The organism is Brevundimonas sp. DW-iso22, from assembly GCF_058725425.1.
The window spans coordinates 272,625-293,992 of the sequence record NZ_JBZXEB010000003.1 but is presented as its reverse complement, the minus strand read 5'-3'; the positions used below and the strand labels follow the sequence as shown (position 1 = coordinate 293,992).

At 67.8% G+C, this 21,368-nt stretch carries 24 protein-coding genes; 18 read left to right on the top strand and 6 right to left on the bottom strand.

Annotated features, from left to right (window positions below; translation table 11 throughout):
* Nucleotides 1–93: 93 nt before the first annotated feature.
* The gene (gene trxA / locus AC4PRM_RS05040) at nucleotides 94–432 is read left to right on the top strand and encodes a thioredoxin (protein WP_373256859.1); all 339 of its coding nucleotides are present in this window, start codon (nucleotides 94–96) and stop codon (nucleotides 430–432) included.
* Here the strand turns inward: trxA and recQ are convergent.
* Entirely contained in the window at nucleotides 429–2,306 is a 1,878-nt protein-coding gene (gene recQ, locus AC4PRM_RS05035) for a DNA helicase RecQ (protein WP_492039013.1), read from the bottom strand. The two genes, trxA and recQ, sit on opposite strands and share 4 nt — an antisense overlap.
* Nucleotides 2,307–2,379: 73 nt before the next feature.
* On the opposite strand from recQ, the gene AC4PRM_RS05030 reads away from it, so the two are divergent.
* The 12 genes from AC4PRM_RS05030 to AC4PRM_RS04975 all read left to right on the top strand — a co-directional run bounded on the left by AC4PRM_RS05030 (nucleotide 2,380) and on the right by AC4PRM_RS04975 (nucleotide 11,843).
* Nucleotides 2,380–3,282 carry a class I SAM-dependent methyltransferase gene (locus AC4PRM_RS05030; RefSeq protein WP_492039012.1) on the top strand — a complete coding sequence of 301 codons (903 nt, stop codon included), beginning with the start codon at nucleotides 2,380–2,382 and terminating at the stop codon, nucleotides 3,280–3,282.
* Between the two features lie 80 nt (nucleotides 3,283–3,362).
* Complete coding sequence (locus AC4PRM_RS05025) at nucleotides 3,363–4,052, top strand: pseudouridine synthase (protein ID WP_487921679.1); 690 nt, start codon at nucleotides 3,363–3,365, stop codon at nucleotides 4,050–4,052.
* 52 nt (nucleotides 4,053–4,104) lie between these two features.
* A complete protein-coding gene (locus tag AC4PRM_RS05020; RefSeq protein ID WP_492039011.1) occupies nucleotides 4,105–5,319 on the top strand; it encodes an NAD(P)/FAD-dependent oxidoreductase in 1,215 nt (404 codons plus the stop codon).
* Nucleotides 5,320–5,378: 59 nt separating this feature from the next.
* On the top strand, nucleotides 5,379–5,627 hold the full coding sequence (locus AC4PRM_RS05015; protein ID WP_373256863.1) for a type II toxin-antitoxin system Phd/YefM family antitoxin: 249 nt from the start codon (nucleotides 5,379–5,381) through the stop codon (nucleotides 5,625–5,627).
* Nucleotides 5,624–6,037, top strand: coding sequence for a type II toxin-antitoxin system VapC family toxin (locus AC4PRM_RS05010; protein WP_492039010.1), 414 nt, complete (start codon nucleotides 5,624–5,626; stop codon nucleotides 6,035–6,037). Before AC4PRM_RS05015 ends, AC4PRM_RS05010 begins: the two co-directional genes overlap by 4 nt.
* The gene (locus tag AC4PRM_RS05005; protein WP_492039009.1) at nucleotides 6,034–6,672 is read left to right on the top strand and encodes a phosphoribosylanthranilate isomerase; all 639 of its coding nucleotides are present in this window, start codon (nucleotides 6,034–6,036) and stop codon (nucleotides 6,670–6,672) included. The genes AC4PRM_RS05010 and AC4PRM_RS05005 overlap by 4 nt, the downstream gene beginning before the upstream one ends.
* 62 nt (nucleotides 6,673–6,734) lie before the next feature.
* Entirely contained in the window at nucleotides 6,735–7,919 is a 1,185-nt protein-coding gene (gene trpB, locus AC4PRM_RS05000; protein ID WP_492039190.1) for a tryptophan synthase subunit beta, read from the top strand.
* Nucleotides 7,920–7,923: 4 nt separating this feature from the next.
* Nucleotides 7,924–8,376, top strand: coding sequence for a hypothetical protein (locus tag AC4PRM_RS04995; RefSeq protein WP_492039008.1), 453 nt, complete (start codon nucleotides 7,924–7,926; stop codon nucleotides 8,374–8,376).
* A complete protein-coding gene (locus tag AC4PRM_RS04990; RefSeq protein WP_373256867.1) occupies nucleotides 8,373–8,795 on the top strand; it encodes a hypothetical protein in 423 nt (140 codons plus the stop codon). Before AC4PRM_RS04995 ends, AC4PRM_RS04990 begins: the two co-directional genes overlap by 4 nt.
* Nucleotides 8,792–9,622, top strand: coding sequence for a tryptophan synthase subunit alpha (trpA, locus tag AC4PRM_RS04985; RefSeq protein ID WP_492039007.1), 831 nt, complete (start codon nucleotides 8,792–8,794; stop codon nucleotides 9,620–9,622). The genes AC4PRM_RS04990 and trpA overlap by 4 nt, the downstream gene beginning before the upstream one ends.
* A 12-nt stretch (nucleotides 9,623–9,634) precedes the next feature.
* Nucleotides 9,635–10,558: an acetyl-CoA carboxylase carboxyltransferase subunit beta gene (locus AC4PRM_RS04980; protein ID WP_492039189.1), complete on the top strand. Its 924-nt coding sequence runs from the start codon at nucleotides 9,635–9,637 to the stop codon at nucleotides 10,556–10,558.
* A gap of 10 nt (nucleotides 10,559–10,568) precedes the next feature.
* The gene (locus tag AC4PRM_RS04975) at nucleotides 10,569–11,843 is read left to right on the top strand and encodes a bifunctional folylpolyglutamate synthase/dihydrofolate synthase (protein ID WP_492039006.1); all 1,275 of its coding nucleotides are present in this window, start codon (nucleotides 10,569–10,571) and stop codon (nucleotides 11,841–11,843) included.
* Nucleotides 11,844–11,849: 6 nt separating this feature from the next.
* On the opposite strand, the gene AC4PRM_RS04970 is transcribed toward AC4PRM_RS04975, so the two are convergent.
* Both AC4PRM_RS04970 and zapE read right to left on the bottom strand, forming a co-directional pair.
* Entirely contained in the window at nucleotides 11,850–12,383 is a 534-nt protein-coding gene (locus tag AC4PRM_RS04970) for a type III secretion system chaperone family protein (RefSeq protein ID WP_492039005.1), read from the bottom strand.
* Between the two features lie 68 nt (nucleotides 12,384–12,451).
* Nucleotides 12,452–13,555, bottom strand: coding sequence for a cell division protein ZapE (gene zapE / locus AC4PRM_RS04965; RefSeq protein WP_492039004.1), 1,104 nt, complete (start codon nucleotides 13,553–13,555; stop codon nucleotides 12,452–12,454).
* 361 nt (nucleotides 13,556–13,916) lie between these two features.
* On the opposite strand from zapE, the gene AC4PRM_RS04960 reads away from it, so the two are divergent.
* Genes AC4PRM_RS04960 through AC4PRM_RS04950 form a run of 3 tightly spaced genes read left to right on the top strand, consistent with a single transcriptional unit; the run spans nucleotide 13,917 to nucleotide 17,497 of the window.
* Entirely contained in the window at nucleotides 13,917–14,963 is a 1,047-nt protein-coding gene (locus AC4PRM_RS04960) for an aspartate-semialdehyde dehydrogenase (protein WP_492039003.1), read from the top strand.
* Nucleotides 14,964–14,967: 4 nt separating this feature from the next.
* Complete coding sequence (rarD, locus tag AC4PRM_RS04955; protein WP_492039002.1) at nucleotides 14,968–15,930, top strand: EamA family transporter RarD; 963 nt, start codon at nucleotides 14,968–14,970, stop codon at nucleotides 15,928–15,930.
* A 52-nt stretch (nucleotides 15,931–15,982) separates the two neighbouring features.
* Nucleotides 15,983–17,497: an MFS transporter gene (locus AC4PRM_RS04950; protein ID WP_492039001.1), complete on the top strand. Its 1,515-nt coding sequence runs from the start codon at nucleotides 15,983–15,985 to the stop codon at nucleotides 17,495–17,497.
* 18 nt (nucleotides 17,498–17,515) lie between these two features.
* On the opposite strand, the gene AC4PRM_RS04945 is transcribed toward AC4PRM_RS04950, so the two are convergent.
* The 3 genes from AC4PRM_RS04945 to AC4PRM_RS04935 are packed head-to-tail and all read right to left on the bottom strand — an operon-like array spanning nucleotide 17,516 to nucleotide 20,614.
* On the bottom strand, nucleotides 17,516–18,649 hold the full coding sequence (locus AC4PRM_RS04945) for a serine hydrolase domain-containing protein (protein ID WP_492039000.1): 1,134 nt from the start codon (nucleotides 18,647–18,649) through the stop codon (nucleotides 17,516–17,518).
* Nucleotides 18,650–18,681: 32 nt separating this feature from the next.
* Nucleotides 18,682–19,368, bottom strand: a complete 687-nt coding sequence (locus AC4PRM_RS04940) for a hypothetical protein (RefSeq protein ID WP_492038999.1) — start codon at nucleotides 19,366–19,368, stop codon at nucleotides 18,682–18,684.
* Between the two features lie 10 nt (nucleotides 19,369–19,378).
* Nucleotides 19,379–20,614, bottom strand: a complete 1,236-nt coding sequence (locus tag AC4PRM_RS04935; protein WP_492038998.1) for a BaiN/RdsA family NAD(P)/FAD-dependent oxidoreductase — start codon at nucleotides 20,612–20,614, stop codon at nucleotides 19,379–19,381.
* Between the two features lie 46 nt (nucleotides 20,615–20,660).
* Between AC4PRM_RS04935 and greA the strand changes: the two genes are divergently transcribed.
* Together greA and AC4PRM_RS04925 are read left to right on the top strand one after the other, a co-directional pair.
* Entirely contained in the window at nucleotides 20,661–21,137 is a 477-nt protein-coding gene (greA, locus tag AC4PRM_RS04930; RefSeq protein ID WP_492038997.1) for a transcription elongation factor GreA, read from the top strand.
* Between the two features lie 75 nt (nucleotides 21,138–21,212).
* Nucleotides 21,213–21,365, top strand: a complete 153-nt coding sequence (locus AC4PRM_RS04925; protein WP_292170095.1) for a hypothetical protein — start codon at nucleotides 21,213–21,215, stop codon at nucleotides 21,363–21,365.
* Nucleotides 21,366–21,368 lie beyond the last annotated feature (3 nt).

The following is a 21,368-nucleotide window of genomic DNA, read 5'->3' as shown; positions in this document are numbered from 1 at the left end:
GACCCGCGCGACCGTCGTCCCCACATTCGCGCCAACGGCCCGATTCAGGGCTATGAAACCAGCCCGCCGCGCGGGTCAGAAGGATCGTTTCTCATGGCCACTGTCAAAGTCACCGACGACAGCTTCGACGCTGACGTTCTGAAGTCCAGCACACCCGTGCTGGTCGATTTCTGGGCCGAATGGTGCGGGCCGTGCAAGCAGATCGGCCCGGCCCTGGAGCAGATCGCCGACGAACTGTCCGGCCAGGTGACGATCGCCAAGGTCAACATCGACGATTCGCCCATGATCCCGTCCAAACTGGGCGTGAAGGGCATCCCGACCCTTATGCTCTTCAAGGACGGTCAGATGACCTCGATGAAGGTCGGCGCCATGCCCAAGGGCAAGATCGTCGAATGGCTGGCCGAGGCCGGCATCGGCCAGACCGCAGCCTAGGCGCTTTCGGCCATCCGGCTGAGCTGATCCAGCACCGCCGACCCGTAGCGTTCGATCTTGGACTGTCCCACTCCGGCGATTCCGGCCAGCACGGTCAGATCGCCGGGCTGGCGGATGGCGATTTCCAGCAGGGTCTTGTCCTGGAAGATGACATAGGGCGGCACGCGCTGTTCGGCCGCGCGGTCACGGCGCCAGGCGCGCAGGGCCTCGAACCGGGCGCGGACGTCGGCGTCCATCGTCTCCAGCGCGGCGTTGCGGCCCGTGCGAGTGCGCTCGCGCGGGGACGATGAGGCGCGGGCCGGGGCATTGCGGACCTCCACGACCCGCTCGCCACGATAGACGGCGCGGACGGCCTCCGGCTCACCCAGCCGGATCAGGGGCTTGCCGTCGTTGGGGTCCTCGACCAGCAGGCCGTCGAACATCAGGTGATCGACCACGTCGCGCCAGGTGTGACTGGCGGTGTCCGCCCCGATGCCCCAGGTCGACAGCGCCGTCTCCCAGCCCTGCACATCCCGCGTCTTGCCCAGCAGATGGTCGATGACGCGCGTCTTGCCGAACCGTTCGCCCAGACGCTGGACCGCCGCCAAGACCTTCTGCGCCTGGACCGTCGCATCGAACACGGCGGGCGGATCGAGACACAGGTCGCAGACGCCGCAGACCTGGGCATCGGTTTCACCAAAATAGCGCCGCACCGCCTGGGGGCGGCAGGTGGCTCCGTCCAGCATGGCATAGAGGCGGCGGGCCTTTGACACCTGGACCGCCTTAACCTCCTCGGCCATCGGGCGACCCTCCAGCCGCTTCAGCGTCCAGGCGATGTCGGAGGGACCGTAAAGCGTGATGCCCTCGGCTGGTTCGCCATCGCGGCCCGCGCGCCCGATTTCCTGCCAATAGGCTTCCAGCGACCCGGGCGGATCGGCGTGGATGACGAAGCGGACGTCCGCCTTGTCCACCCCCATGCCGAAGGCGATAGTGGCGACCATGACCGCCCCGTCCTCGGCCAGAAAACGCGCCAGAAGGCGGTCGCGCTGCCGCGCATCCATGCCCGCATGATAGGCGATGGCATTGACGCCCGCATCGCGCAGGGCCCCGGCCACGCGCTCGCAGCCGTCGCGGCTGCCGCAATAGACGACGCCCGACTTGCCGCGCCTCTGGCGGACCAGTTCGATCACATGGGCGTCGGCCTTGGCGCGCGAGCCATTTTCCTTGCGCTCGGCGGACAGTTGCAGGTTTGGCCTGGCGAAGCTGTCGACCAGCACCCGCGCCCCGTCCAGCCGCAAGGAAGCGACGATGTCCTCGCGCGTCCGGGCATCGGCGGTGGCCGTCACGGCGATGCGCGGCACATCCGGGAAAAGCTCGGCCAATCGCCCCAGGCCGCGATAGTCGGGTCGGAAGTCATGTCCCCATTGCGAGACACAATGGGCCTCGTCGATGGCAATGAGGGACAGCGGCAGATCCCGCAGCCGATCGATCAGATGCGGCTGGGCCAGTCCCTCGGGTGAGACATAGAGCAGATCGAGCTCGCCCGCCCGCGCCTGCCGCCAAATTTCGGACCGGTCGTCCATGGAAACGCCCGAGTCCAGCCGCGCCGCCGCCACCCCCTGCTGTTTCAGCGCCTCGACCTGATCGGTCATCAGGGCGATCAGGGGCGAGACGACCAGCCCAAGGCCGGGGCGCAGAATGGCCGGTATCTGATAGCAGACCGACTTGCCCCCACCCGTGGGCAGGACGGCCAGCACGTTTCGGCCCCCCAGAATCTCCGTGACCACCTGGGACTGCAGGCCACGAAAATCGCCATGGCCCCAGACCCGCTCCAGGGTCGCACGGGCGTCGTCCAGGGTCGGCGGGGGGGCATTCAGGACTGAGTCGGCCAGCATCGGGGCCTTGTGCCGGATTTGTTCCGGGCTCGCCAGCTTCGCCTATGGCTTGAAAGCGGATAAGGAGCCGCAGATGACCAGTACCCTCCTCTATGGCCGCCCGCCCGCCGTCTTCGATCCGCCCGATAGCGCGATCCAGGTCTCGCCCCTGATCCCCGGTTCGACCTCGCTGGAAGACGTCGCGCCCGGTTCGGTCGATGACATCATGATTTATGCCCCGCCCGGCGTACTGGAGCGGCGCTATACCCTGGCCCTGGCGCTGCGGGCGCTGAAGCCCGGTGGACGGCTGGACGTCATGGCCGCCAAGGACAAGGGCGGCTCGCGCCTGAAGAAGGAGCTGGAGGCTCTTGGCGTCACCGTGGGTGAGACGGCCAAGGCCCACCATCGCCGCTGTGTCGTCACCGCGCCCGAGACGGCGACAGGTCTGGATGAGGCGATTTTCGCAGGCGCTCCGCGTCTGGTCGAGGGACTGGATGCCTGGTCCCAGCCCGGGGTCTTTGCCTGGGACCGGATCGATGCCGGATCGCTGTCGCTGGCCCAGCACCTGCCGCCGATGAAGGGGCGCGGGGCGGACCTGGGCTGCGGCTACGGGGCGTTGAGCACCGTCGTGCTGAAATCGCCCGCCGTGACAGCTTTGCATATGGTCGATCTGGACCGGCGCGCGGTCGAGGCGGCGCGGCGCAATGTCGAGGACGCCCGCGTCACCGTCGACTGGGCCGACGTTCGCACGCTGGACGCCGCGGGCGATCTGGATTTCGTGGTCATGAACCCGCCCTTCCACGACGGTGGAGCCGAGGATCGCCGTCTGGGTCAGGCCTTCATCCGAAAGGCGGCCGAACTGCTGGGCAAGGGCAGTGTCCTGTGGTGCGTCGCCAACCGGCACCTGCCCTATGAGGCCGAGCTGAACGCCGCCTTCAAGCGCGTGCGGCTGGTCGCCGATGCGGGCGGCTACAAGCTGTTCGAGGCGGTGAAGTGACCCTGCCCTCGAGTAGCCCGACGGGCGATAGGGCAAACAAGAAAGTCCCCACAAGCCGAGTGGACAAGCTGCTGGGCTCGATGGGCTATGGCTCGCGCACCGAGATGGCGCGGCTGGGTCGGGCGGGCGGCATCGTGCTGGACGGGGTCGAACTGACCGATGTGTCCAAGCGCATCCCGGTCACCCCCGACCTGCCGATGCGGATGCAGGTGGATGGCCGTCCGCTGGACCCGCCCGCCGGCCTGGTCATGATGCTGCACAAGCCGCTGGGCATGACCTGTTCGCGCAAGGAGGACGGGGCGCTGGTCTATGACGTTCTGCCCGATCGCTGGCGACGGCGTGACCCGGCCATTTCGACCATCGGGCGGCTGGACAAGCAGACGACAGGTTTGCTGCTGCTGACCGACGACGGCGACCTGCTGCACCGGGTGATTTCGCCGAAACGCCATGTGGCCAAGGTTTATCGCGCCACCCTGGCCCGGCCGCTGGTGGGCACCGAACAGGCGATATTCGAGGCGGGCGGTCTGGTGCTGGAGGGCGAGGACAAGCCCCTGTCACCCGCCGTTCTGGAGGTGCTGTCTCCCACCGAAGCGCGACTGACGGTGACGGAAGGCCGCTATCACATGGTGCGTCGGATGTTCGCGGCGGTCGGCAATCATGTCGAGGCCCTGCACCGCGAGCGGATCGGTGGTCTGAGCCTGCCGAGCGATCTGGAGCCCGGTCAGTGGCGGCTGATGACGCCGGACGAGATTGCGCTGATCTTCGCCTGACGGAACCGCAAGGCTTGTCGCCGCTTTAGCCTGCGCCCTGGAGACGACGGACATGAGCGGCGCGACACACAAGCGGGATTTGCGAACCAGCCAACCGCTCTGGGCGGACAGCCCGGGCCTGGGCGTCCCCGCGCATCCCTTGAAGGCGGCCATCTCCGTCGATGTCGCCATCGTCGGCGCAGGCATCAGCGGGGCCTTCATGGCGCATGAGCTGAGCCGCGATCATTCCGTCGCCGTGCTGGATCGTCGTCCGCCGCTGACCGGATCGACCATGGCCTCGACCGCCATGCTGCAGTGGGAGATCGACCTTCCGCTCACGGCCCTGACCGACAAGATCGGGGCCGAAAAGGCGCGCCGGGCCTATCTGCGGTCATTCAGCGCGGTCGCTGCCCTGAAGCGGACCGTGGCCGAGGAGCGGATCGTCTGCGGCCTGAAGGACAAGTCGTCGCTGTATCTGGCGGGCGATGAATACGGGCACCGGGCGCTGGAGGCCGAGGCGCAGGCCCGCGCCGAGATCGGGCTGGACAGCGCCTATCTGAAGCCTGCCGACCTGCGCGAACGCTTCGGCATCGATCGCACCGGAGCCCTGTTCAGCAGCGGCTCGGCCGGAGCCGACCCTGCCCGTCTGGCGGCAGGCCTGCTGCGCCGCGCCCAGGCGAAGGGGGCCAAGGTCTATTCTCCGGTGGAGGTCATGCAGGCCGCGAGCGATCCGGAGGGCGTGACGCTGCTGACCGACGCCGGTCATGCCGTGCGGGCAAAATCGGTGGTGTTCTGCTGTGGCTATGAGTTTCCTGAAGGCGTTCCAACCCCGGGGGCGGAGATCATTTCGACCTGGGCTCTGGCGACGAAACCGCGCACGGCGTGCCCGACCTGGCTGCGCGATGCCCTGGTCTGGGAGGCGTCAGATCCGTATCTGTATTTCCGCATGGGCGGCGACGGGCGACTGATCATTGGCGGCGAGGATGAGGCTTCGCCCGATGCGCATGAGGACCAGGCCAAGCTGAAGCGGAAGTGCGAGACCATCTCCGCCAAGCTGAGGCGGCTTCTTCCCGAACTGGATTTCGAGATCGACTACAGCTGGGCCGGGGCGTTCGGCGAGAGCGCGACCGGCCTGCCGTCGATCGGCCCGGTGCCCGACATGGACCACACCTGGGCCGTCATGGGCTTCGGCGGCAACGGTATCACCTATTCGGTGATCGCGTCGCAGGTCGTCGGTGCGGCGGCGAGGGGGACGGTGGATCCGGACGCGGACCTGTACCGTTCCTAGGTGGACGATGGCCATCCAGATGGCTATATTCTATGCATGACCCATTATTCATTCTATGCATGACCCATTATTCCGTTGCCGAGGCCAAGAACAACCTGCCCAAGCTTCTGGACCGTATGCTGGCAGGGGAGGATGTGGTGATCACCCGTCGCGGAAAGCCGATCGCTCGGCTTGAGCCGGAGTCCAAGCCACAGACGGATTTCAAACTCGATCTGGAATGGCTCGACGCCAATCGCATCAAGCCCGCGTCCGGTCCTGTCGATACCGCCGCATGTGTCGCCGAAATGCGGCGCGGATATCGGTATTGAGGACCTATCTTGATACCAGCGTCATCGTCTCCTTCTTCATCGACGACGTACACGCGACAACCAGCCGAACCTGGGCGGCAAGCCAGCCGGCTGTCGCCCTGAGCGAATGGACGCTGACAGAATTCACATCGGCCCTTTCGCACCTCGTTCGCGCCCGAGCATTGAGCGAACGAGAACGCAACATCGCCGAGCTTGCATTCGACCGATGGGCTGCGGGCGGGATCGTCCTTGAAGTTCCGCGCGAGCGATTTCAGGAGGCCCGCACGCTGATGCGGGTGCACCAACGTCTTCGTGCACCCGACGCCCTGCATCTGGCCATTGCGCGTCACGCTGGACTGGCGTTGGCGACAGTCGATCGGGACATGAAGGACGCGGCGGTCGCCGAAGGTATGGACGTTGTGGACCTATGACCCACGTCAAGATCTGTGGCCTGACCACACCCGACACCCTGAACGCTGCGCTTGACCATGGCGCAGCCTTCGTCGGGGCCGTCATCTTTCCCAGAAGCCCGCGCAACATCGACGTCCTGCATGCCGCGACCCTGTTCGAGCGGGCGAGGGGGCGGGCAAAGATCGTGGCCGTGACGGTCGATGCCGACGACGCCCTTCTGACCGAGATCGCCCTGATCCTGCGTCCGGATCTGATCCAGCTGCACGGGGCGGAGACGCCTGAGCGGGCGGTCGAGGCGCGTCGCCTGACCGGGGCGGGGATCATCAAGGCGCTGCCGGTCTCGACACCCGCCGACCTCGAGGCTGACGCCAGCTGGGAGGATGTCGCCGATCACCTGATGTTCGATGCCCGGCCGCCAGAGGGGTCCGATCTGCCCGGCGGGGTCGGGGCGCGGTTCGATTGGACCATGATGCAGGGTCGTACCTATCGCCATTCCTGGTTTCTGGCGGGCGGATTGAACCCGCAGAATGCGGCCCAGGCTGCGGCGATCAGCGGCGCACCGATGCTGGACGTGTCCTCTGGCGTCGAAAGCGCGCCGGGTGTTAAGGACAGCGCCCGGATCGCGGCGTTTCTGGACGCCGTGCGCCGGTCGTAATTCCGACGCCCCCTTGCGTGAAAGCTGCGCCCGTGAACGCCATCATTCCCAATCAGTACGCCATGCCCGACGCCGAGGGCCGGTTCGGCCCCTATGGCGGGCGGTTCGTGGCCGAGACCCTGATGCCGCTCGTGCACGAGCTGACGGCGGCCTATGAGGCGGCCAAGGCAGACCCGTCGTTCCAGGCCGAGCTGGACGGCTTTCTGACCGACTATGTCGGCCGGCCCAGCCCGCTGTATCTGGCAGAGCGGCTGACGGAGCACTACGGCGCGGCCAACATCTGGTTCAAGCGCGACGAGCTGAACCACACGGGCGCACACAAGATCAACAACTGCATGGGCCAGATCCTGCTGGCCATGCGGATGGGCAAGACGCGGATCATCGCCGAGACCGGCGCGGGCCAGCATGGTGTAGCGACCGCGACGGTCTGCGCCCGCTTCGGCCTGAAATGCGTGGTCTACATGGGTGCGACCGACGTCGAGCGTCAGATGCCCAACGTCTTCCGCATGAAGCTGCTGGGGGCTGAGGTGGTGCCGGTCACGGTCGGTCGTGCGACCCTGAAGGACGCCATGAACGAGGCGATGCGCGATTGGGTCACCAATGTCGAGGACACCTATTACCTGATCGGCACGGCGGCGGGTCCGCACCCCTATCCGGCCATGGTCCGTGATTTCCAGAGCGTGATCGGCAAGGAAACCCGCGCCGCCATGCTGGCCCGCAAGGGCAAGCTGCCTGACGCCTGCGTCGCGGCCATCGGCGGCGGTTCGAATGCCATCGGCCTGTTTCATCCCTTCATCGACGATGCCGAGGTTCGGTTGATTGGCATCGAGGCGGCCGGGCGCGGTCTCGACGGCCCGGACCATGCGGCGTCGCTGCAGGGCGGTCGCCCCGGTGTGCTGCACGGCAACCGCACCTACCTGCTTCAGGATGACGATGGCCAGATTCTGGAAGGGCATTCGATTTCGGCGGGTCTCGACTATCCCGGCATCGGGCCGGAGCACGCCTGGCTGAAAGACCTCGGCCGCGCCGAATACCGCGCCACGACGGATGCCGAAGCGCTGGAAGCCTTCCAGCTGTGCGCCCGGCTGGAGGGGATCATCCCTGCCCTGGAGCCCAGCCATGCCCTGGCGCGCATCGGCGAGATCGCCAGCGAAGTTGGCAAGGGCGGCGATGTCGTGCTGAACATGTGCGGGCGTGGCGACAAGGATATCTTTGCCGTCGCGGCCCATCTGGGTGTGGAGATCTGAGTGCATGAGTATTCTGGCAATCGCCGCGGTCACGGCCGCCCTATCGTCACCTGTTCCCTCACAGGCCGCCCCGGCCACTGACAGCGCCACTCGCCCGGCCCTGAACGTGGAGCTTCCCAATGTGGCGGGCACGACCGCCGACCCCACATGCGGTGGATTGGCCGAACTGGCGCGCATCGCCTTCTGTGTCGCCTCGACGCAGGCGGGGATGCAGGCGGTCGCCGACGCCTATACGAGCGATTTCGCACAGCAGGGCTGGCTGGTCGGCGCAGGGGATGAGAATCTGATCGTCTATGTGCGTCGTCGCGAAGGCGGCGGGTGCGACGCGTTCCAGATGAGGGCTTTTACGGACGAAAGCCGGGTTCCCGCTCCCGGAGCGCCTGCCTATCTGGCCTTTGCCACCATCCCTGGCGACATCTGTTCGACCGCACCTGTTGAAAGCGCGCCACCACAATGAGCTTCATCGTCGCTGCTTTCGCCCTCGCTCTGGCCTCCCAAACGCCGCCCGCGACCAGTCCCTTGCCCTTCGTTCCGGGAACGACGCCCGCCCCCGACTGCGGTGGCATGCGGGATGTCGTGAGCCGGGGAAACGAGGCGATGCAATGCATCACCTTTCCGATCGAACAGGCGGCTGACCAGTTCAATGCCCAACTACAGCAGGTCCGGCTTGCCGGCTGGTCTCCCGCAGGCGGACAGGCCAACATCATACTGTTTCAGAAGCCTGACGCCGCAGGAGGCTGTGAACGCCTGACTGTCGCCGGGTTTTGGGATTTCCGACAGCATCCCCAGCCAGCGGGGGGTATTCCAGCCTACATCGGTTTGATGATCGAGCCCGGCCAGGCCTGCCAGACGCCAAATGGTTCGGCTGCACAATGACGACTGCCCGTATCGATGCCCGCTTCGCCGCGTTGAAGGCCGAGGGCCGGGCCGGCTTTGTCGCCTATGTCATGGCTGGCGATCCCACGCGCGACCAGGCGCTGGATATCCTGCGTGGCCTGCCTGCCGCCGGGGCCGACATCATCGAGCTGGGCTTTCCGTTCAGCGATCCGATGGCCGAAGGGCCGCCGATCCAGCGCGCGGCCCTGCGTGGATTGAAGGCAGGCCTTACGCTGAAGGGTACGCTGGATCTGGCTGCCGCCTTTCGTCAGGGCGATGCGGACACGCCCCTGATCCTGATGGGTTATCTGAACCCGATCGAATCTTACGGCTACGAAGCTTTCGCCCGCGATGCGGCCGCCAGCGGCGTGGACGGGGTCATCGTCGTGGACTGCCCGCCGGAAGAGGCTGCACCGCTCAGCGATGCCTTGGATGCGGCCCATATCTCCCTGATCCGCCTGGCCACGCCGACATCAGACGACGCGCGGCTGAAGATCATCGCCGAGCGGACCTCCGGCTTCGTCTACTATGTCTCGGTCGCAGGCGTGACCGGCGTCAAGGAGGCCCAGGCCCTGTCGGTGGCCCCCGCCGTCGAGCGTGTCCGCAAGGCCTCTGGCCTGCCCGTCGCCGTCGGCTTTGGCGTCAAGACGCCCGAGCGCGCCGCCGAGATCGCCCGCGTGGCCGATGCCGTCGTGGCCGGCTCGGTTCTGGTCGACGAGGTCGCGGCCGCGCTCGAAGCGAACGAACCCGCCGCCCCGCGCGTTCTGGCCAAGGTCCGCCAGCTGGCCGATGCGGTCAGGGGTGCGCGGACGCCGGAAACCGTCTAAAGCCGCGCCATGATCGACAAGACCAAACCCGCTGCCCCCGCCGTCAAGCCTGACGCCAAACCCGCCGAGAAACGCGGCGGCTGGCTGTCGCGCTTTGCCCCAGGCGTGCGCAAGATCGTCAACCGGCGCGACGCGACGCCCGACAATCTGTGGGTCAAGGACCCGGACAGCGGCGAGATGCTCTACCGCCCGGACCTGGAGGCCAGCCTGTGGGTCACGCCGTCCGGCCGTCATATGCGCATCGACGCCCCCACGCGCCTGGCCGCCACCTTTGACGACGGCAAATACGTCTCCATCGACACCCCCGACGTGCCCGAGGACCCGCTGAAATTTTCGGATGGCAAGCCCTACAAGGATCGTCTGGCGGCCGCGCGCAAGGCCGCGGGCCGCAAGGACACGATGGCTATCGGCTTCGGCACCCTGGACGGGACGCCGGCGGTGGTGATCGTTCAGGACTTCACCTTCATGGGCGGCTCTCTGGGCATGGCCGCAGGCGAGGCCTTCATCGCCGCCGCACGCGAGGCCGTGAAGCGCGGCGTGCCGCTGGTCTGCTACACCGCCGCCGGCGGAGCGCGCATGCAGGAGGGCGCGCTCAGCCTGATGCAGATGGCCCGCACCACCCTGGCCATCCAGGAACTGAAGGCGGTCAAACTGCCCTTCGTCGTCGTGCTGACCGACCCGACCACCGGGGGCGTGACCGCCAGCTATGCCATGCTGGGTGATGTCCATCTGGCCGAGCCGGGTGCCCTGATCGGCTTTGCCGGTCCGCGCGTGATCGAGGCGACCATCCGCGAGAAACTGCCGCCGGGCTTCCAGCGCGCCGAATACCTTCAGGAAAAGGGCATGGTCGACAAGGTCGTGGCCCGCGCCGATCTGCCGGCCACCCTGGGGCGCATCCTGTCGATGCTGATGGACGGCCAGCGCCGCGCGGCCTGATCCCGCGGCCATGGACCCCATCTCCGCACGCCTGCGCGCCCGCCACCCCCAGCGGATCGACCTGTCGCTGGACCGGATGCGTCTTCTCTGCGCGGCTCTGGGTGATCCGCAGGAGCGGTTGCCGCCTGTGATCCATGTGGCCGGGACCAACGGCAAGGGCTCGACCGTCGCCTTCATCCGCGCCATCGCCGAGGCGGCCGGGCTAACGGTCCACACCTATACCTCACCGCATCTGGTGCGGTTCAACGAGCGCATCCGGCTGGCGGGACAGCTGATCGAGGACGCACCGCTGAACGCCATTCTGGACCGGATCGAGCGCGTCGCGGGCGAAGCCACCGTCTTCGAAAGCACCACCGCCGCCGCCTTCGTCGCCATGAGCGAGACACCCGCCGACCTGGCCATCGTCGAGGTCGGCCTGGGCGGCGTGCTGGACGCGACCAATGTCATCGCGCGCCCGCTTCTGAGCGTCATCACCCCCGTCGATCTGGACCATGCCGAGTTCTTGGGCACTTCCCTGCGCGGCATCGCGGTCGAGAAGGCTGGTATCCTCAAGACTGGCGCGCGCGGTCTGATCGGTCGTCAGTCCGAAGAGGCGATGGACGCCATCACCGTCGCCGCCGACGCGGTTCACAGCCCCCTGACGGTCATGGGCACGGACTTCGACGCCTTCGCCGAGCGCGGCGGCATGGCGTTTCAGGATCAGGAGCGGTTTCTGGATCTGCCGCTGCCCGCACTCGCCGGCGCGCATCAGATCGACAATGCCGGGCTGGCCGTGGCCGTGGCGCTTGAGCTGGATCTGCCGGAGGCCGCCATCGTCGAAGGCCTGTCATCCGTTCGCTGGCCCGCGCGGATGCAGCGGCTGACGGCTGGCCTCTATGGCGAGATGGCCCGCGCCGCAGAGGCCGAGCTGTGGCTGGACGGCGGGCATAATCCCCACGCCGCCCGCGCCCTGGCCGAGGCCCTGGCCCAGCGCCAGGCCAGGGCACCGCGTCCCCTGGCCCTGATCGTCGGCATGCTGGGCAACAAGGATGCCGGCGGCTTCTTCGAGGCCCTGAAGGACAGCGGTGCCCACGTCTTCACCGTGCCCTTCGACGGCGCGGCAGCAGAGCCGGAGGCGCTGGCAGCGGTCGCGCGCGGTCATGGCCTGGGGGCCACGCCCATGACCTCGGCTCAGGAAGCCCTGTCGCGCGCCCTGGCCCTCGGGGCCGGGCGCGTGGTCATCTGCGGCTCGCTGTATCTCGCAGGCGAGGTCTTGGGGGCCAGCCGCGAGACGTGGCCGGACTGACCAAATCTAAGGCTGGGCCGGTGCAGCGCCTTCACCGGTCAGCATACGGGCGAAGGCCCGAAGTTGCTGGATCCAGATGACGGTCGGCTCCTGAAGCTGGTCCGGGCCGGTCTGGGTCAGCAGAACATCGTACTGCAGCACGATGCTGGGGTTGCCGCCGGTCGCCGGCGCCGGAGAGAAGGCGGCCTTCAGATAGCGGCTTTGCAGGTTCCAACGATTGGCCTGTTCGATCGTTAGCGGGCCAGTGAAGACGGCGCTGAACTGCAGGTCATCGCACAGGGCCGTGCAGGCGTAGAAGGTCAGGTTCCAGGGCAGGGGCTCGTCGGCCACGCGCAGGATCTGGGCCCCGGTCACCGCTTCCGGTTCGCCCACCGATCCGCCCAAGCCGGTCAGCCAGGTTCGGGCATCGGCAACCGTGACGCCGACGGCGGGGGCCGGTGCGGCTGCGGGCGCGGGCGTCTGTGTTGGCGTCTGGGCGAGTGCCACAGTCGGCAATAAGGCACTCATGGATAGGGCGGCGATCAGGGCGGGCAGGCGCATGGGCGGGTCTCTCTTGATATCAGGCGACAACGGTGCACCGCAGGGTCCAGCGGAATTATGGCCAAAGCCTAGACCGAACGCTCGCGCGTCATCCAGTCCGCGGCCTGCATTTCGTTCAGGCGCGAGGCGGTGCGCTCGAACTCGAAGGCGCCGACACCCTCGGGATACAGCGCCTCCGGCGCGGCGGCGGCCAGGGTGACCAGCCGTGTTCCGGCTTCGTAGAGCGCGTCGATCAGGGTCACGAGACGCCGCGCCTCCTGCTGATTGGCGGGGCTGAGCAGCGGCACATCCTCAAGGAACAGGGTATGGAAGCGCTCGGCGATGGCCAGATAGTCCTGTGGGCCCAGCGGCCTGCCGCACAGCTCGGCGAAGGTGGCGCGGGCCATGCTCCCGGCGGTACGGGCGATGACCACCTCTCGGCCTAGGACCGTCAGGTGCGCGGGCTCCTCCGGCTCGCCGCCGCGCAGGTCGGACCACAGGTCCTCGAACCCCAGTCGCGCCGCCTCGTCCACCGGCGAGAACCAGACCTTGCCGCCTGTCAGCCGGTGCAGGCGCCAGTCGCGCTCGCCGGTCAGCGACACCACCTCGCATCGCGCCTCGATCTGTTCGATGAAGGGCACAAACAGCTGGCGGTTGATGCCGTTCAGATACAGCTGATCCGGCGCGCGGTTGGAGGTGACGGCCAGCACTACCTTTTTCTCGAACAGAGCCTCGAACAGCCGCCCCAGGATCATGGCATCCGCGATGTCGGTGACCTGCAGCTCGTCGAAGCACAGCAGCCTTGCCTCCGACGCGATCAGGGCGGCGATCGGCGGGATGGGGTCGCCGCCCTTGTGCGTGCCGAAGACGGCCTTGCGGGCCTTGGCATCCCCCTCGCGCCACTGGCGGACCAGGTCGTGGATACGGGCCATGAAGGCGTGGAAGTGGGCCCGCAGCTTCTTCGGCTCGGGCGTCGAGGTGACGAACAGGTCCATCAGCATGGACTTGCCCCGCCCCGGCGGCCCCCAGATGTAGAGGCCCCGCACCTCGGGCAGTCCGCCGAACAGGCCGCGTTTGGCCAGATCCTCCTCCAGCCGCTCCATCGCCGCGATCAGCGGGGCCTGGGCCGGATCGGGCGCGATGACCCCTTCCTCAATGCGGATGTCATAGGCGGAACGAATGCGGGACGTCATGGCTCCGATTACCGAGGCAACGACAGCGAAGGAAGAAAAATACAGTCCACTCAGTCCACTTCGTTTGCCGGGTCTGGCCCATCCAGCCGACGGGAGGTCGGTCGCGCTACGGACCGTGGGGACATCCTAAGGCAGCCGCACGTCAAAATCGGACGCAAGTGATGAGAGCGGATTGTCCGTAGCAGCAACGCCATAAGGACGATGAATGGCATGGCGTTGCGAACTTGACGGAGTTAAAGCCAAAAACCGTTGCTTCGCGCCTGCGAAGGCCTACATGCAGAAGCTTCCCGCACTACCCCAGAGCCCTCAAGCAGCGAGCCGCCGCGCGGCGAGCGACAGGGCGTCCGAAGGACACACCAATATGAGCTATAAAGTCGCCATCGTGGGCGCTACCGGCAACGTCGGGCGCGAGATGCTGAACATCCTCGAAGAGCTGGAGTTTCCGGTCTCGGAAATGCACGCCGTCGCGTCGCGCAAGTCCAAGGGCGTCGAGGTGTCCTGGGGCGACAAGACCATCAAATGCGAAGACATCGACAGCTTCGATTTCTCGCAGGTCGATCTGGTCCTGATGAGCGCCGGTGGCGACGCCTCGCGCGCCTGGTCCGAGAAGATCGGCAAGGCCGGGCCCATGGTGATCGACAACTCGTCGGCCTTCCGCATGGACCCGGACGTGCCGCTGATCGTGCCGGAGGTGAACCCGGACGACATCAAGCTGGCGTCCAGGAAGAACATCATCGCCAACCCCAATTGCTCGACGGCGCAACTGGTCGTGGCGCTGAAGCCGCTGCATGACGCGGCCAAGATCAAGCGCGCGGTGGTCTCGACCTATCAATCGGTGTCGGGCGCGGGCAAGGCGGGCATGGACGAGCTGTGGAACCAGACCAAGGCCATCTACGGTCTGGGCGACGCGCGGCCCAAGCTGTTCCCCAAACAGATCGCTTTCAACGTCATCCCCTTCATCGGCAGCTTCCGCGATGACGGTTTCACCGACGAAGAGGCCAAGATGTGGGACGAGACCCACAAGATGCTGGACCCCGACATCAAGCTGACGGTCACCTGCGTGCGCGTGCCCGTCTTCGTCGGCCACTCCGAGGCGGTGGCGCTGGAGTTCGACAAGCCGATCACCCCTGACGAGGCCCGCGCCATCCTGCGTGACGCGCCCGGCATCCAGGTGGTCGATAAGCAGGAGCACGACGGCTACATCACCCCGGTCGATGCCGCCGGCGAGCACTCGGTCTATGTCAGCCGCATCCGCAAGGACCCCTCGGTCGAGAACGGCCTGATGCTGTGGATCGTGGGCGACAACCTGCGCAAGGGGGCGGCATTGAATGCCGTCCAGATCGCCCAGCTGCTGGACGAGACCGGGATGATCAAGCCGTCCTCGGGCTATCGCACCATCACGGTCTGAGGCCGTGACCACCGCCCCGGCCGGTGAGGATCGCAAGGCCCTGATCGCGGGCGTCGCCTGCTATGCCATCTGGGGCTTCATCCCCCTGGTGTTCCAGGCGATGGACCGGGCCGGGGCCGATGCCTTCGAGATCATGGCGCACCGCACCGCCTGGGCCGTGCTGTGGGCCGGGGCGCTGGTCCTGGTGGTGCGTCAGGGCGGGCAGGTCATGCAGGCCCTGCGCTCGCCGCGCGTCATGGGCTGGATTGCCCTGTCCACGACGCTGATCGCGGTGAACTGGACCACCTATGTCATCGCCGTGAACAACGGGCGGACGCTGGATGCCAGCCTGGGCTACTACCTCAACCCCTTGCTCAATATGGCGGCGGGGGCCTGGCTGTTCCGCGAGAAGATTTCGCGCACCGGCCTGGTCGCCATCGCCCTGGCCGGGTGCGGGGTGGTGCTTCAGGCCGTGGCCCTGGGGCATCTGCCCTGGGTATCTCTGCTGCTGGCCACGACCTTCTGTGCCTATGGGGTGATCCGAAAGCGGGTGTCCGTCGACGCCCAGAGCGGCCTGTTCCTGGAATGCCTGCTGCTGGCCGGGCCCGGCCTGGCCTGGGTGCTGTGGATCGCCTCCCAGGGTCAGGGCCATTTCGGCCAGTCGACGGCGGCGACCCTGTGGCTGCTGGCCGCCGGGCCGATCACCGTGGTGCCCATGGTGCTGTTCGCCTGGGCCGCGCGGCGCATGCCCCTGTCGACCATGGGCTTCCTGCAGTTCCTGGCCCCGACCATCGTCTTCGTCATCGGGGTCAGCCAGGGTGAGCCCTTCGGCCTGCTGCGGGCCATATCGTTCGGCTTCATCTGGGCCGGGGCGGTTGTCTTCGCCATCGCGGCCGTCCGGTCGCGGCGCAGGTCCGTCGTCGTCGCCCCCGAGCCCGGCCTGCTGGACGATCCCGCCGGGGACCGGAGCCGCGAGGCCGGACGCTAGACCGCCCACGGGAAGGCGGCGTAACGTCTGTTTCCGACTTGGGGGACAAGCGATGGACGGCCCGCACCGAAGCCCCTGTAACGAAGGCCAGGTCCAGGCGGCCCCGCCGCCGACGCAGGCCCTGTCTGCCTCTCGCAAGCGCTGGATACTGGTCGCCACCGTCCTGGGCTCCAGCCTGACCTTCATCGACGGCTCGGCCCTGGGCGTGGCCCTGCCCGCCATCCAGCGTGATCTGGGCGCAGGCCCCGCCGCCGTACAATGGGTGTCCAACGCCTATCTGCTGACACTGGGCGCCCTGGTCCTGACCGGCGGTGCGGCCGGGGACCGGTTCGGGCGGCGCAGGGTCTTCCTGATCGGTGTCGTCGTCTTCGCCCTGGCCTCGCTGGCTTGCGGCCTGGCCCCGACGGTTGAGTTGCTGATCGGCGGGCGAGCCTTGCAGGGCATCGGCGCGGCCTTGCTGGCGCCCGGAGCGCTGGCGGTCATCGGCGCGACCTTTCCGCCAGAGGAGCGGGGCAAGGCTTTCGGTACCTGGGCGGGGGCGGCGGCTCTATTCGGCATGGTCGGGCCGTTGATCGGCGGCTGGCTGGCGGATCAGGCCGACTGGCGCTTCATCTTCTGGATCAACCTGCCGCTGGCCACCCTGACCATTGCCGTCACTCTGAAGGCCGTGCCCGAAAGCCGGGACGACGACGCGCGGGGGCTGGATTGGATCGGAGCGCTTCTGGCTGTGAGCGGATTGGCCGCCCTGACCTGGGCCCTGACTGCCGCGCCCGATCTGGGCTGGACCAGCCCTGCCATCATCGGCGGCATGGCGGGCGGTGTCGTGCTGCTGGCCGTTTTCCTGCTGTCCCAGGCGCGGCAGAGCCATCCGATGATGCCACTGGCCCTGTTCCGGTCGCCGGTGTTCAGCGGGGTGAACGTCCTGACCCTGCTGCTCTATTTCGCCCCGGGTGGGGCCATGTTCTTCCTGCCCTTCGACCTGATCCGTGTGCAGGGGTTCAGTGCGACGATGGCCGGGGCGGCGATGCTGCCGTTCGCCGTGGTCATGGGGCTGTTCTCGGGCGTCGCCGGGCGGCTGGCCGACCGGTTCGGGGCGCGGCTGTCGCTCAGCCTCGGACCGATCCTGTCCGGCATAGGTCTGGCGTTGCTGGCCTGGCCGGGGCCTGGCGCGGGCTATGTCGATGGGCCTCTGGCGGGGATGACGGTGCTGGCCATCGGCATGACCCTGGCCGTCGGCCCCCTGACCGCCACCGTCATGGGGGCGGTCCAGCCGGGCCATACCGGCGTGGCCTCGGGCGTGAACAATGCCGTGGCCCGGGTCGCGGGCCTGCTGGCCGTGGCCTTGCTGGGTGTGATTCTGTCCGCCGTCTTCGTCTCGCAGGCCGACAGTCCGGACGCCCGCGCCCTGCTGGGCCAGGTCATGGCCGGGGGCGATCTGGACAGCGCCGCCACCGACGCCTTCCATACGGCCTTTCGTGTCGTGATCCTGACCTGTGCGGCATGCGCCGTCCTGGCCGGGGTCGTCGGTGCCCTCACGGCTCCGGGGCGGACTCAGCGCCTCAAGTAGCGCTTAGTGCGATAGGCCCTACAAAGTGCTGTAGAGCGCTTCGATCAGGCGCTTCGCTCGCGGGTCGCCCAGCAGGTGCGGCGACTGGCGGGTCATGACATAGGCCGCTGATAGCCTCGCGCCCGGATCGGCCAGGGCGCAGCTGCCACCCCAGCCACAGTGTCCCAGGGTTTCGGGATTGGGGCCGAAGATGTTCAGCCGCTCGTTGCGCATGACCCCCGCCGCCCAGCTGACGTCGAAGGGCACGACCCGGTCCAGACCCGCGATCCGCTCGCGGCGCATCTGGTTCAGCGTGTCGGACAACAGCACCGTCCGACCGTCCAGCACGCCTGTCGTCAGCACGCTCATGAAACGCGCCAGATCGGCGGCGGTGGCATGCATATTGGCCGACGGAATCTCCATGGTCCGCCATTCGGTCGAGCCACGTCCGCCGGGGGCCGAGCCCTTGTCCAGAAAGGCGGCGCGCTTGACCGCGTCGATGATACCCAGGTCGGGAGCCGAGGCGGGCTTGCGCATCTGGGCCACCCGCCCGTGCTCGGCCTCGGGCAGGCCGATCCACAGGTCCAGGCCGGGAAAGTCCTGACGCAGGGCCGTGCCCATGGTTCGCCCGTCCACGATGAGGAACAACTCGCCCGCCAGATAGCCGATGGTGATGGGGTGATAGCCACTGGCCGTGCCCGGCGGCCACATGGGGACCTGGGCGCAGAGCTGATCCAGCACCGCCTGCCGGTCGAACCAGATGGTCGGATCGACCGTCTCCGAAAAGCCGGGCAGGCCAGACTGATGGCTCATCATCTGGGCGACGGTGATGGCGTCCTTGCCATTCTGGCCGAAGGCGGGCCAGTAGCGCGCCACCGGCGCGTCATAGTCCAGCAGGCCGCGCTCGACGCAGGTGGCGATCAAGGCCCCCATCACCGCCTTGCCGGTCGAGAAAACGGGCGTCAGGCTCGCGGGACCATAGGGCACGGTCCTGGCGGCATCGGCCCAGCCGCCCATCAGGTCGATGACCACCTCTCCGTCGACGCAGACGCTGAACCGCGCGCCCTGTTCATTCAGCCCCTCGGGCGCATCGGTGAAGTTGGCGGCGAAGGCGTCCTTCACGGCATCGAAACGCGGCGGGCACAGGCCCTGGATTTCAGGCAGGTCGGTCATTGGGGGGGTTCTAGCCAAGGCGAGGCGGGCCGTCACCCGGCACTGGCGCGGTCTTCGGTTCCGAGCGTGGCGCCGCCGCCCATGCCGCCACCCATTCCTCCGCCCATGCCTCCACCGCCGCCGCCTCCACCGCCCTGACCGCCGCCGCCCTGACCGCCGCCGCCTCGGCCACCGCTGGAGCCGGAGGGGCGCGAAGGCCCTTGCGCCGGGATCGCCAGTCCAGCGGGAATGGGATCGAGGTCCAGGGCATGGCGGATGAAGTCTCTCAGCGACACGACCAACTCATGCATCTGCGCCGGTCGCCCTTCCACGAGATCGAGCGCCGCCCTCTGGGCCAGTCGCACGTGTTCCTCAGTCCCCAGCAGGATGATGTCGGACAGGGCGGCCTCGACCGCATCGCGGATGCGCCGCGCGCGGTCGGAGCCATTGGCCGAACTGTCCGTGCCAGCGGTGCCCTCAGTCTCCGCCTGTGCTCGGCGCAGCTCACGCATGTGGCGCGGGTCCACGGCCAGGTCGCCCGTGAACGATCCGCCCAGCACCTTGTAGGCCGCGATCAGCGTCTTGAGCCGCTCGTTGATCTGGCGGTTCATGCGCTGCTGGCGCTGCTGGAAGGTCATCATCATGACCAGCCGGATGCCCACCCCGATCAGGGCGAACAGGGCCAGGCCGACCAGACTGGCCACCACGCTTTCCCACGAGCTCAGATCGATGCCGCGCATGCCGTCCTCCTCAGTTCGCCAGCCCTTGACCGGCCAACCAGGCCAGCACCCCGTCCGCCGCCACGACACCCGACGCCATGGTCGCCTGCAACAGATAGCCCCCGGTCGGGGCCTCCCAGTCCAGCATTTCCCCGGCTACGAAGACGCCGGGCAGGGCCTTCAGCATCAGGCCGTCGTCGACCTGATCCAGACGGACGCCGCCCGCCGACGATATGGCCCGCTCCAGCCCCTGCACCCCGGTCAGGGTCAGGCGCACCGCCTTGATCCGCTTGGCCAGCTTTTCGGTGCCCAGCGGCAGGTCTCCGGGAATCTCACGCAAAAGGCCGACCGCCACCGGCGACAGGCCGCCGGCCTTCCTCAGCCAATTGGTGACGCTGTCCTTGCCGCGCGGTTTCGCCAGCCGCTGGGCCAGGGCCTCCTCGCTGAGGTCGGGACGCAGGTCGATCACGACGGCGGCGGTGCCGTCGCGCTCGATGGCCTCGCGCAGGCCGGCCGACAGGGCATAGACCGCGCCGCCTTCCAGCCCATAGCGGGTGACCATCGCCTCGCCACGCACCGTCTCGCCATCATGAGTGAGGGCGATGGGCTTCAGCGGCTGGCCCGCGAAACGCTCGGCGAAAATCTCGGTCCAGCCCACATCCAAGCCGACGTTGGAGGGCCGGAAGGGCGCGACCTCGACGCCCTCCGCCATCAAGCCCTCGCACCAGGCTCCGTCGGACCCCAGTCTCGGCCAACTGGCTCCGCCCAGCGCCAGCACCACCGCATCAGGCCGCTCGATCCGCTCGCCGTCGGGCGTGGCAAAGACGAAGCCGCCGTCGCGCCGCCCGACCCAGCGCGAGCGCGTTCGCACCTCGACCCCCAGCTCCGCCAGTCGTCCCAGCCAGGCCCTCAGCAGCGGCGAGGCCTTCATCGCGCGCGGAAAGACCCGCCCCGACGACCCCGTGAACACCGGCTGGCCCAGCCCCTCGGCCCAACCGATCAGATGTGTCGGCGAAAACCGCTCCAGCCACGAGGCCGCCGTCGCTGACGCCTCGCGGTACCGCGCCGTGAAGGCCTCGATCCCTTCCGAATGGGTCAGGTTCAGCCCGCCGCGTCCGGCCATCAGCAGCTTGCGCCCGACCGACGGCATGGCGTCATGCACCACCACAGCCACACCTGTGCGGGCGAGCCGCTCGGCGGCCATCAATCCGGCGGGTCCCGCCCCGATAACGTGGACGGTGGACTTGGAAGGGGCGGGATCGGTCATGTCGTCTTCCTAGCGGCAACCGCCCTCAACGCCTATCTTCCGTACCATGAGCGTTGCCTTCACCCGCGAAGAGGATCTGGAGGCCACAGCCGCCGATCTTCCCGACCGCCCGATCTCGCCCCATCCCAATCTGGTCACGCCTGCGGGCCTGGCCGCGATCGACGACGCCCTTGCCTCCTCGCGTGCCGCATATTCTGCGGCCCAGGCGCACGGGGATATCGAGATCGACCGCACCGCCATGGCCCGCGCCACGCGCGACCTGCGCTACTGGTCCGCCCGCCGCGCCTCGGCCCAGCTGGTAGAGACCCAGCCCGATGGCCGCGTCCGTTTCGGCGGCTCCGTCACCATCGAGCGCGAGGATGGCCGCACCCAGGCCTGGCGCATCACCGGCGAGGACGAGGCCGACCCGGCCGCCGGCTCCGTCAGCCATGTCTCGCCCCTGTCGGTCGCCCTGATGGGCAAACAGGTCGGCGACGAGGCGGTGATCGCGGGTCAGACGGTCGAGATCGTCGCCGTCGATTGATCTTCCGATCACGGCAGAGGTTGTCCCCGACGCCCGCTTGCTCCACTTTGTCTGAAAATAGAGAGACCAATATCTATGGCCCGTAAGCCCAACTACAGTTTCGAACGTCAGGAACGCGAGCGCGCCGACGCCAAGAAGGCCGCCGAGAAGGCTGCCGCCAAGGCCGAAAAGAAAGCCGCCGCCGCCGCCCGCAAGGAAGCTGGCCTGCCGCCGCTCGAAGAGGACTGAGCT

Bases quoted from the DNA above. Each gene is read 5' to 3' on its own strand.
- trxA (WP_373256859.1), top strand. From the start codon at position 94: ATGGCCACTGTCAAAGTCACCGACGACAGCTTCGACGCTGACGTTCTG.
- recQ (WP_492039013.1), bottom strand. From the start codon at position 2,306: ATGCTGGCCGACTCAGTCCTGAATGCCCCCCCGCCGACCCTGGACGAC.
- AC4PRM_RS05030 (WP_492039012.1), top strand. From the start codon at position 2,380: ATGACCAGTACCCTCCTCTATGGCCGCCCGCCCGCCGTCTTCGATCCG.
- AC4PRM_RS05025 (WP_487921679.1), top strand. From the start codon at position 3,363: ATGGGCTATGGCTCGCGCACCGAGATGGCGCGGCTGGGTCGGGCGGGC.
- AC4PRM_RS05020 (WP_492039011.1), top strand. From the start codon at position 4,105: ATGAGCGGCGCGACACACAAGCGGGATTTGCGAACCAGCCAACCGCTC.
- AC4PRM_RS05015 (WP_373256863.1), top strand. From the start codon at position 5,379: ATGACCCATTATTCCGTTGCCGAGGCCAAGAACAACCTGCCCAAGCTT.
- AC4PRM_RS05005 (WP_492039009.1), top strand. From the start codon at position 6,034: ATGACCCACGTCAAGATCTGTGGCCTGACCACACCCGACACCCTGAAC.
- trpB (WP_492039190.1), top strand. From the start codon at position 6,735: ATGCCCGACGCCGAGGGCCGGTTCGGCCCCTATGGCGGGCGGTTCGTG.
- AC4PRM_RS04995 (WP_492039008.1), top strand. From the start codon at position 7,924: ATGAGTATTCTGGCAATCGCCGCGGTCACGGCCGCCCTATCGTCACCT.
- AC4PRM_RS04990 (WP_373256867.1), top strand. From the start codon at position 8,373: ATGAGCTTCATCGTCGCTGCTTTCGCCCTCGCTCTGGCCTCCCAAACG.
- trpA (WP_492039007.1), top strand. From the start codon at position 8,792: ATGACGACTGCCCGTATCGATGCCCGCTTCGCCGCGTTGAAGGCCGAG.
- AC4PRM_RS04975 (WP_492039006.1), top strand. From the start codon at position 10,569: ATGGACCCCATCTCCGCACGCCTGCGCGCCCGCCACCCCCAGCGGATC.
- AC4PRM_RS04970 (WP_492039005.1), bottom strand. From the start codon at position 12,383: ATGCGCCTGCCCGCCCTGATCGCCGCCCTATCCATGAGTGCCTTATTG.
- zapE (WP_492039004.1), bottom strand. From the start codon at position 13,555: ATGACGTCCCGCATTCGTTCCGCCTATGACATCCGCATTGAGGAAGGG.
- AC4PRM_RS04960 (WP_492039003.1), top strand. From the start codon at position 13,917: ATGAGCTATAAAGTCGCCATCGTGGGCGCTACCGGCAACGTCGGGCGC.
- AC4PRM_RS04950 (WP_492039001.1), top strand. From the start codon at position 15,983: ATGGACGGCCCGCACCGAAGCCCCTGTAACGAAGGCCAGGTCCAGGCG.
- AC4PRM_RS04945 (WP_492039000.1), bottom strand. From the start codon at position 18,649: ATGACCGACCTGCCTGAAATCCAGGGCCTGTGCCCGCCGCGTTTCGAT.
- AC4PRM_RS04940 (WP_492038999.1), bottom strand. From the start codon at position 19,368: ATGCGCGGCATCGATCTGAGCTCGTGGGAAAGCGTGGTGGCCAGTCTG.
- AC4PRM_RS04935 (WP_492038998.1), bottom strand. From the start codon at position 20,614: ATGACCGATCCCGCCCCTTCCAAGTCCACCGTCCACGTTATCGGGGCG.
- greA (WP_492038997.1), top strand. From the start codon at position 20,661: ATGAGCGTTGCCTTCACCCGCGAAGAGGATCTGGAGGCCACAGCCGCC.
- AC4PRM_RS04925 (WP_292170095.1), top strand. From the start codon at position 21,213: ATGGCCCGTAAGCCCAACTACAGTTTCGAACGTCAGGAACGCGAGCGC.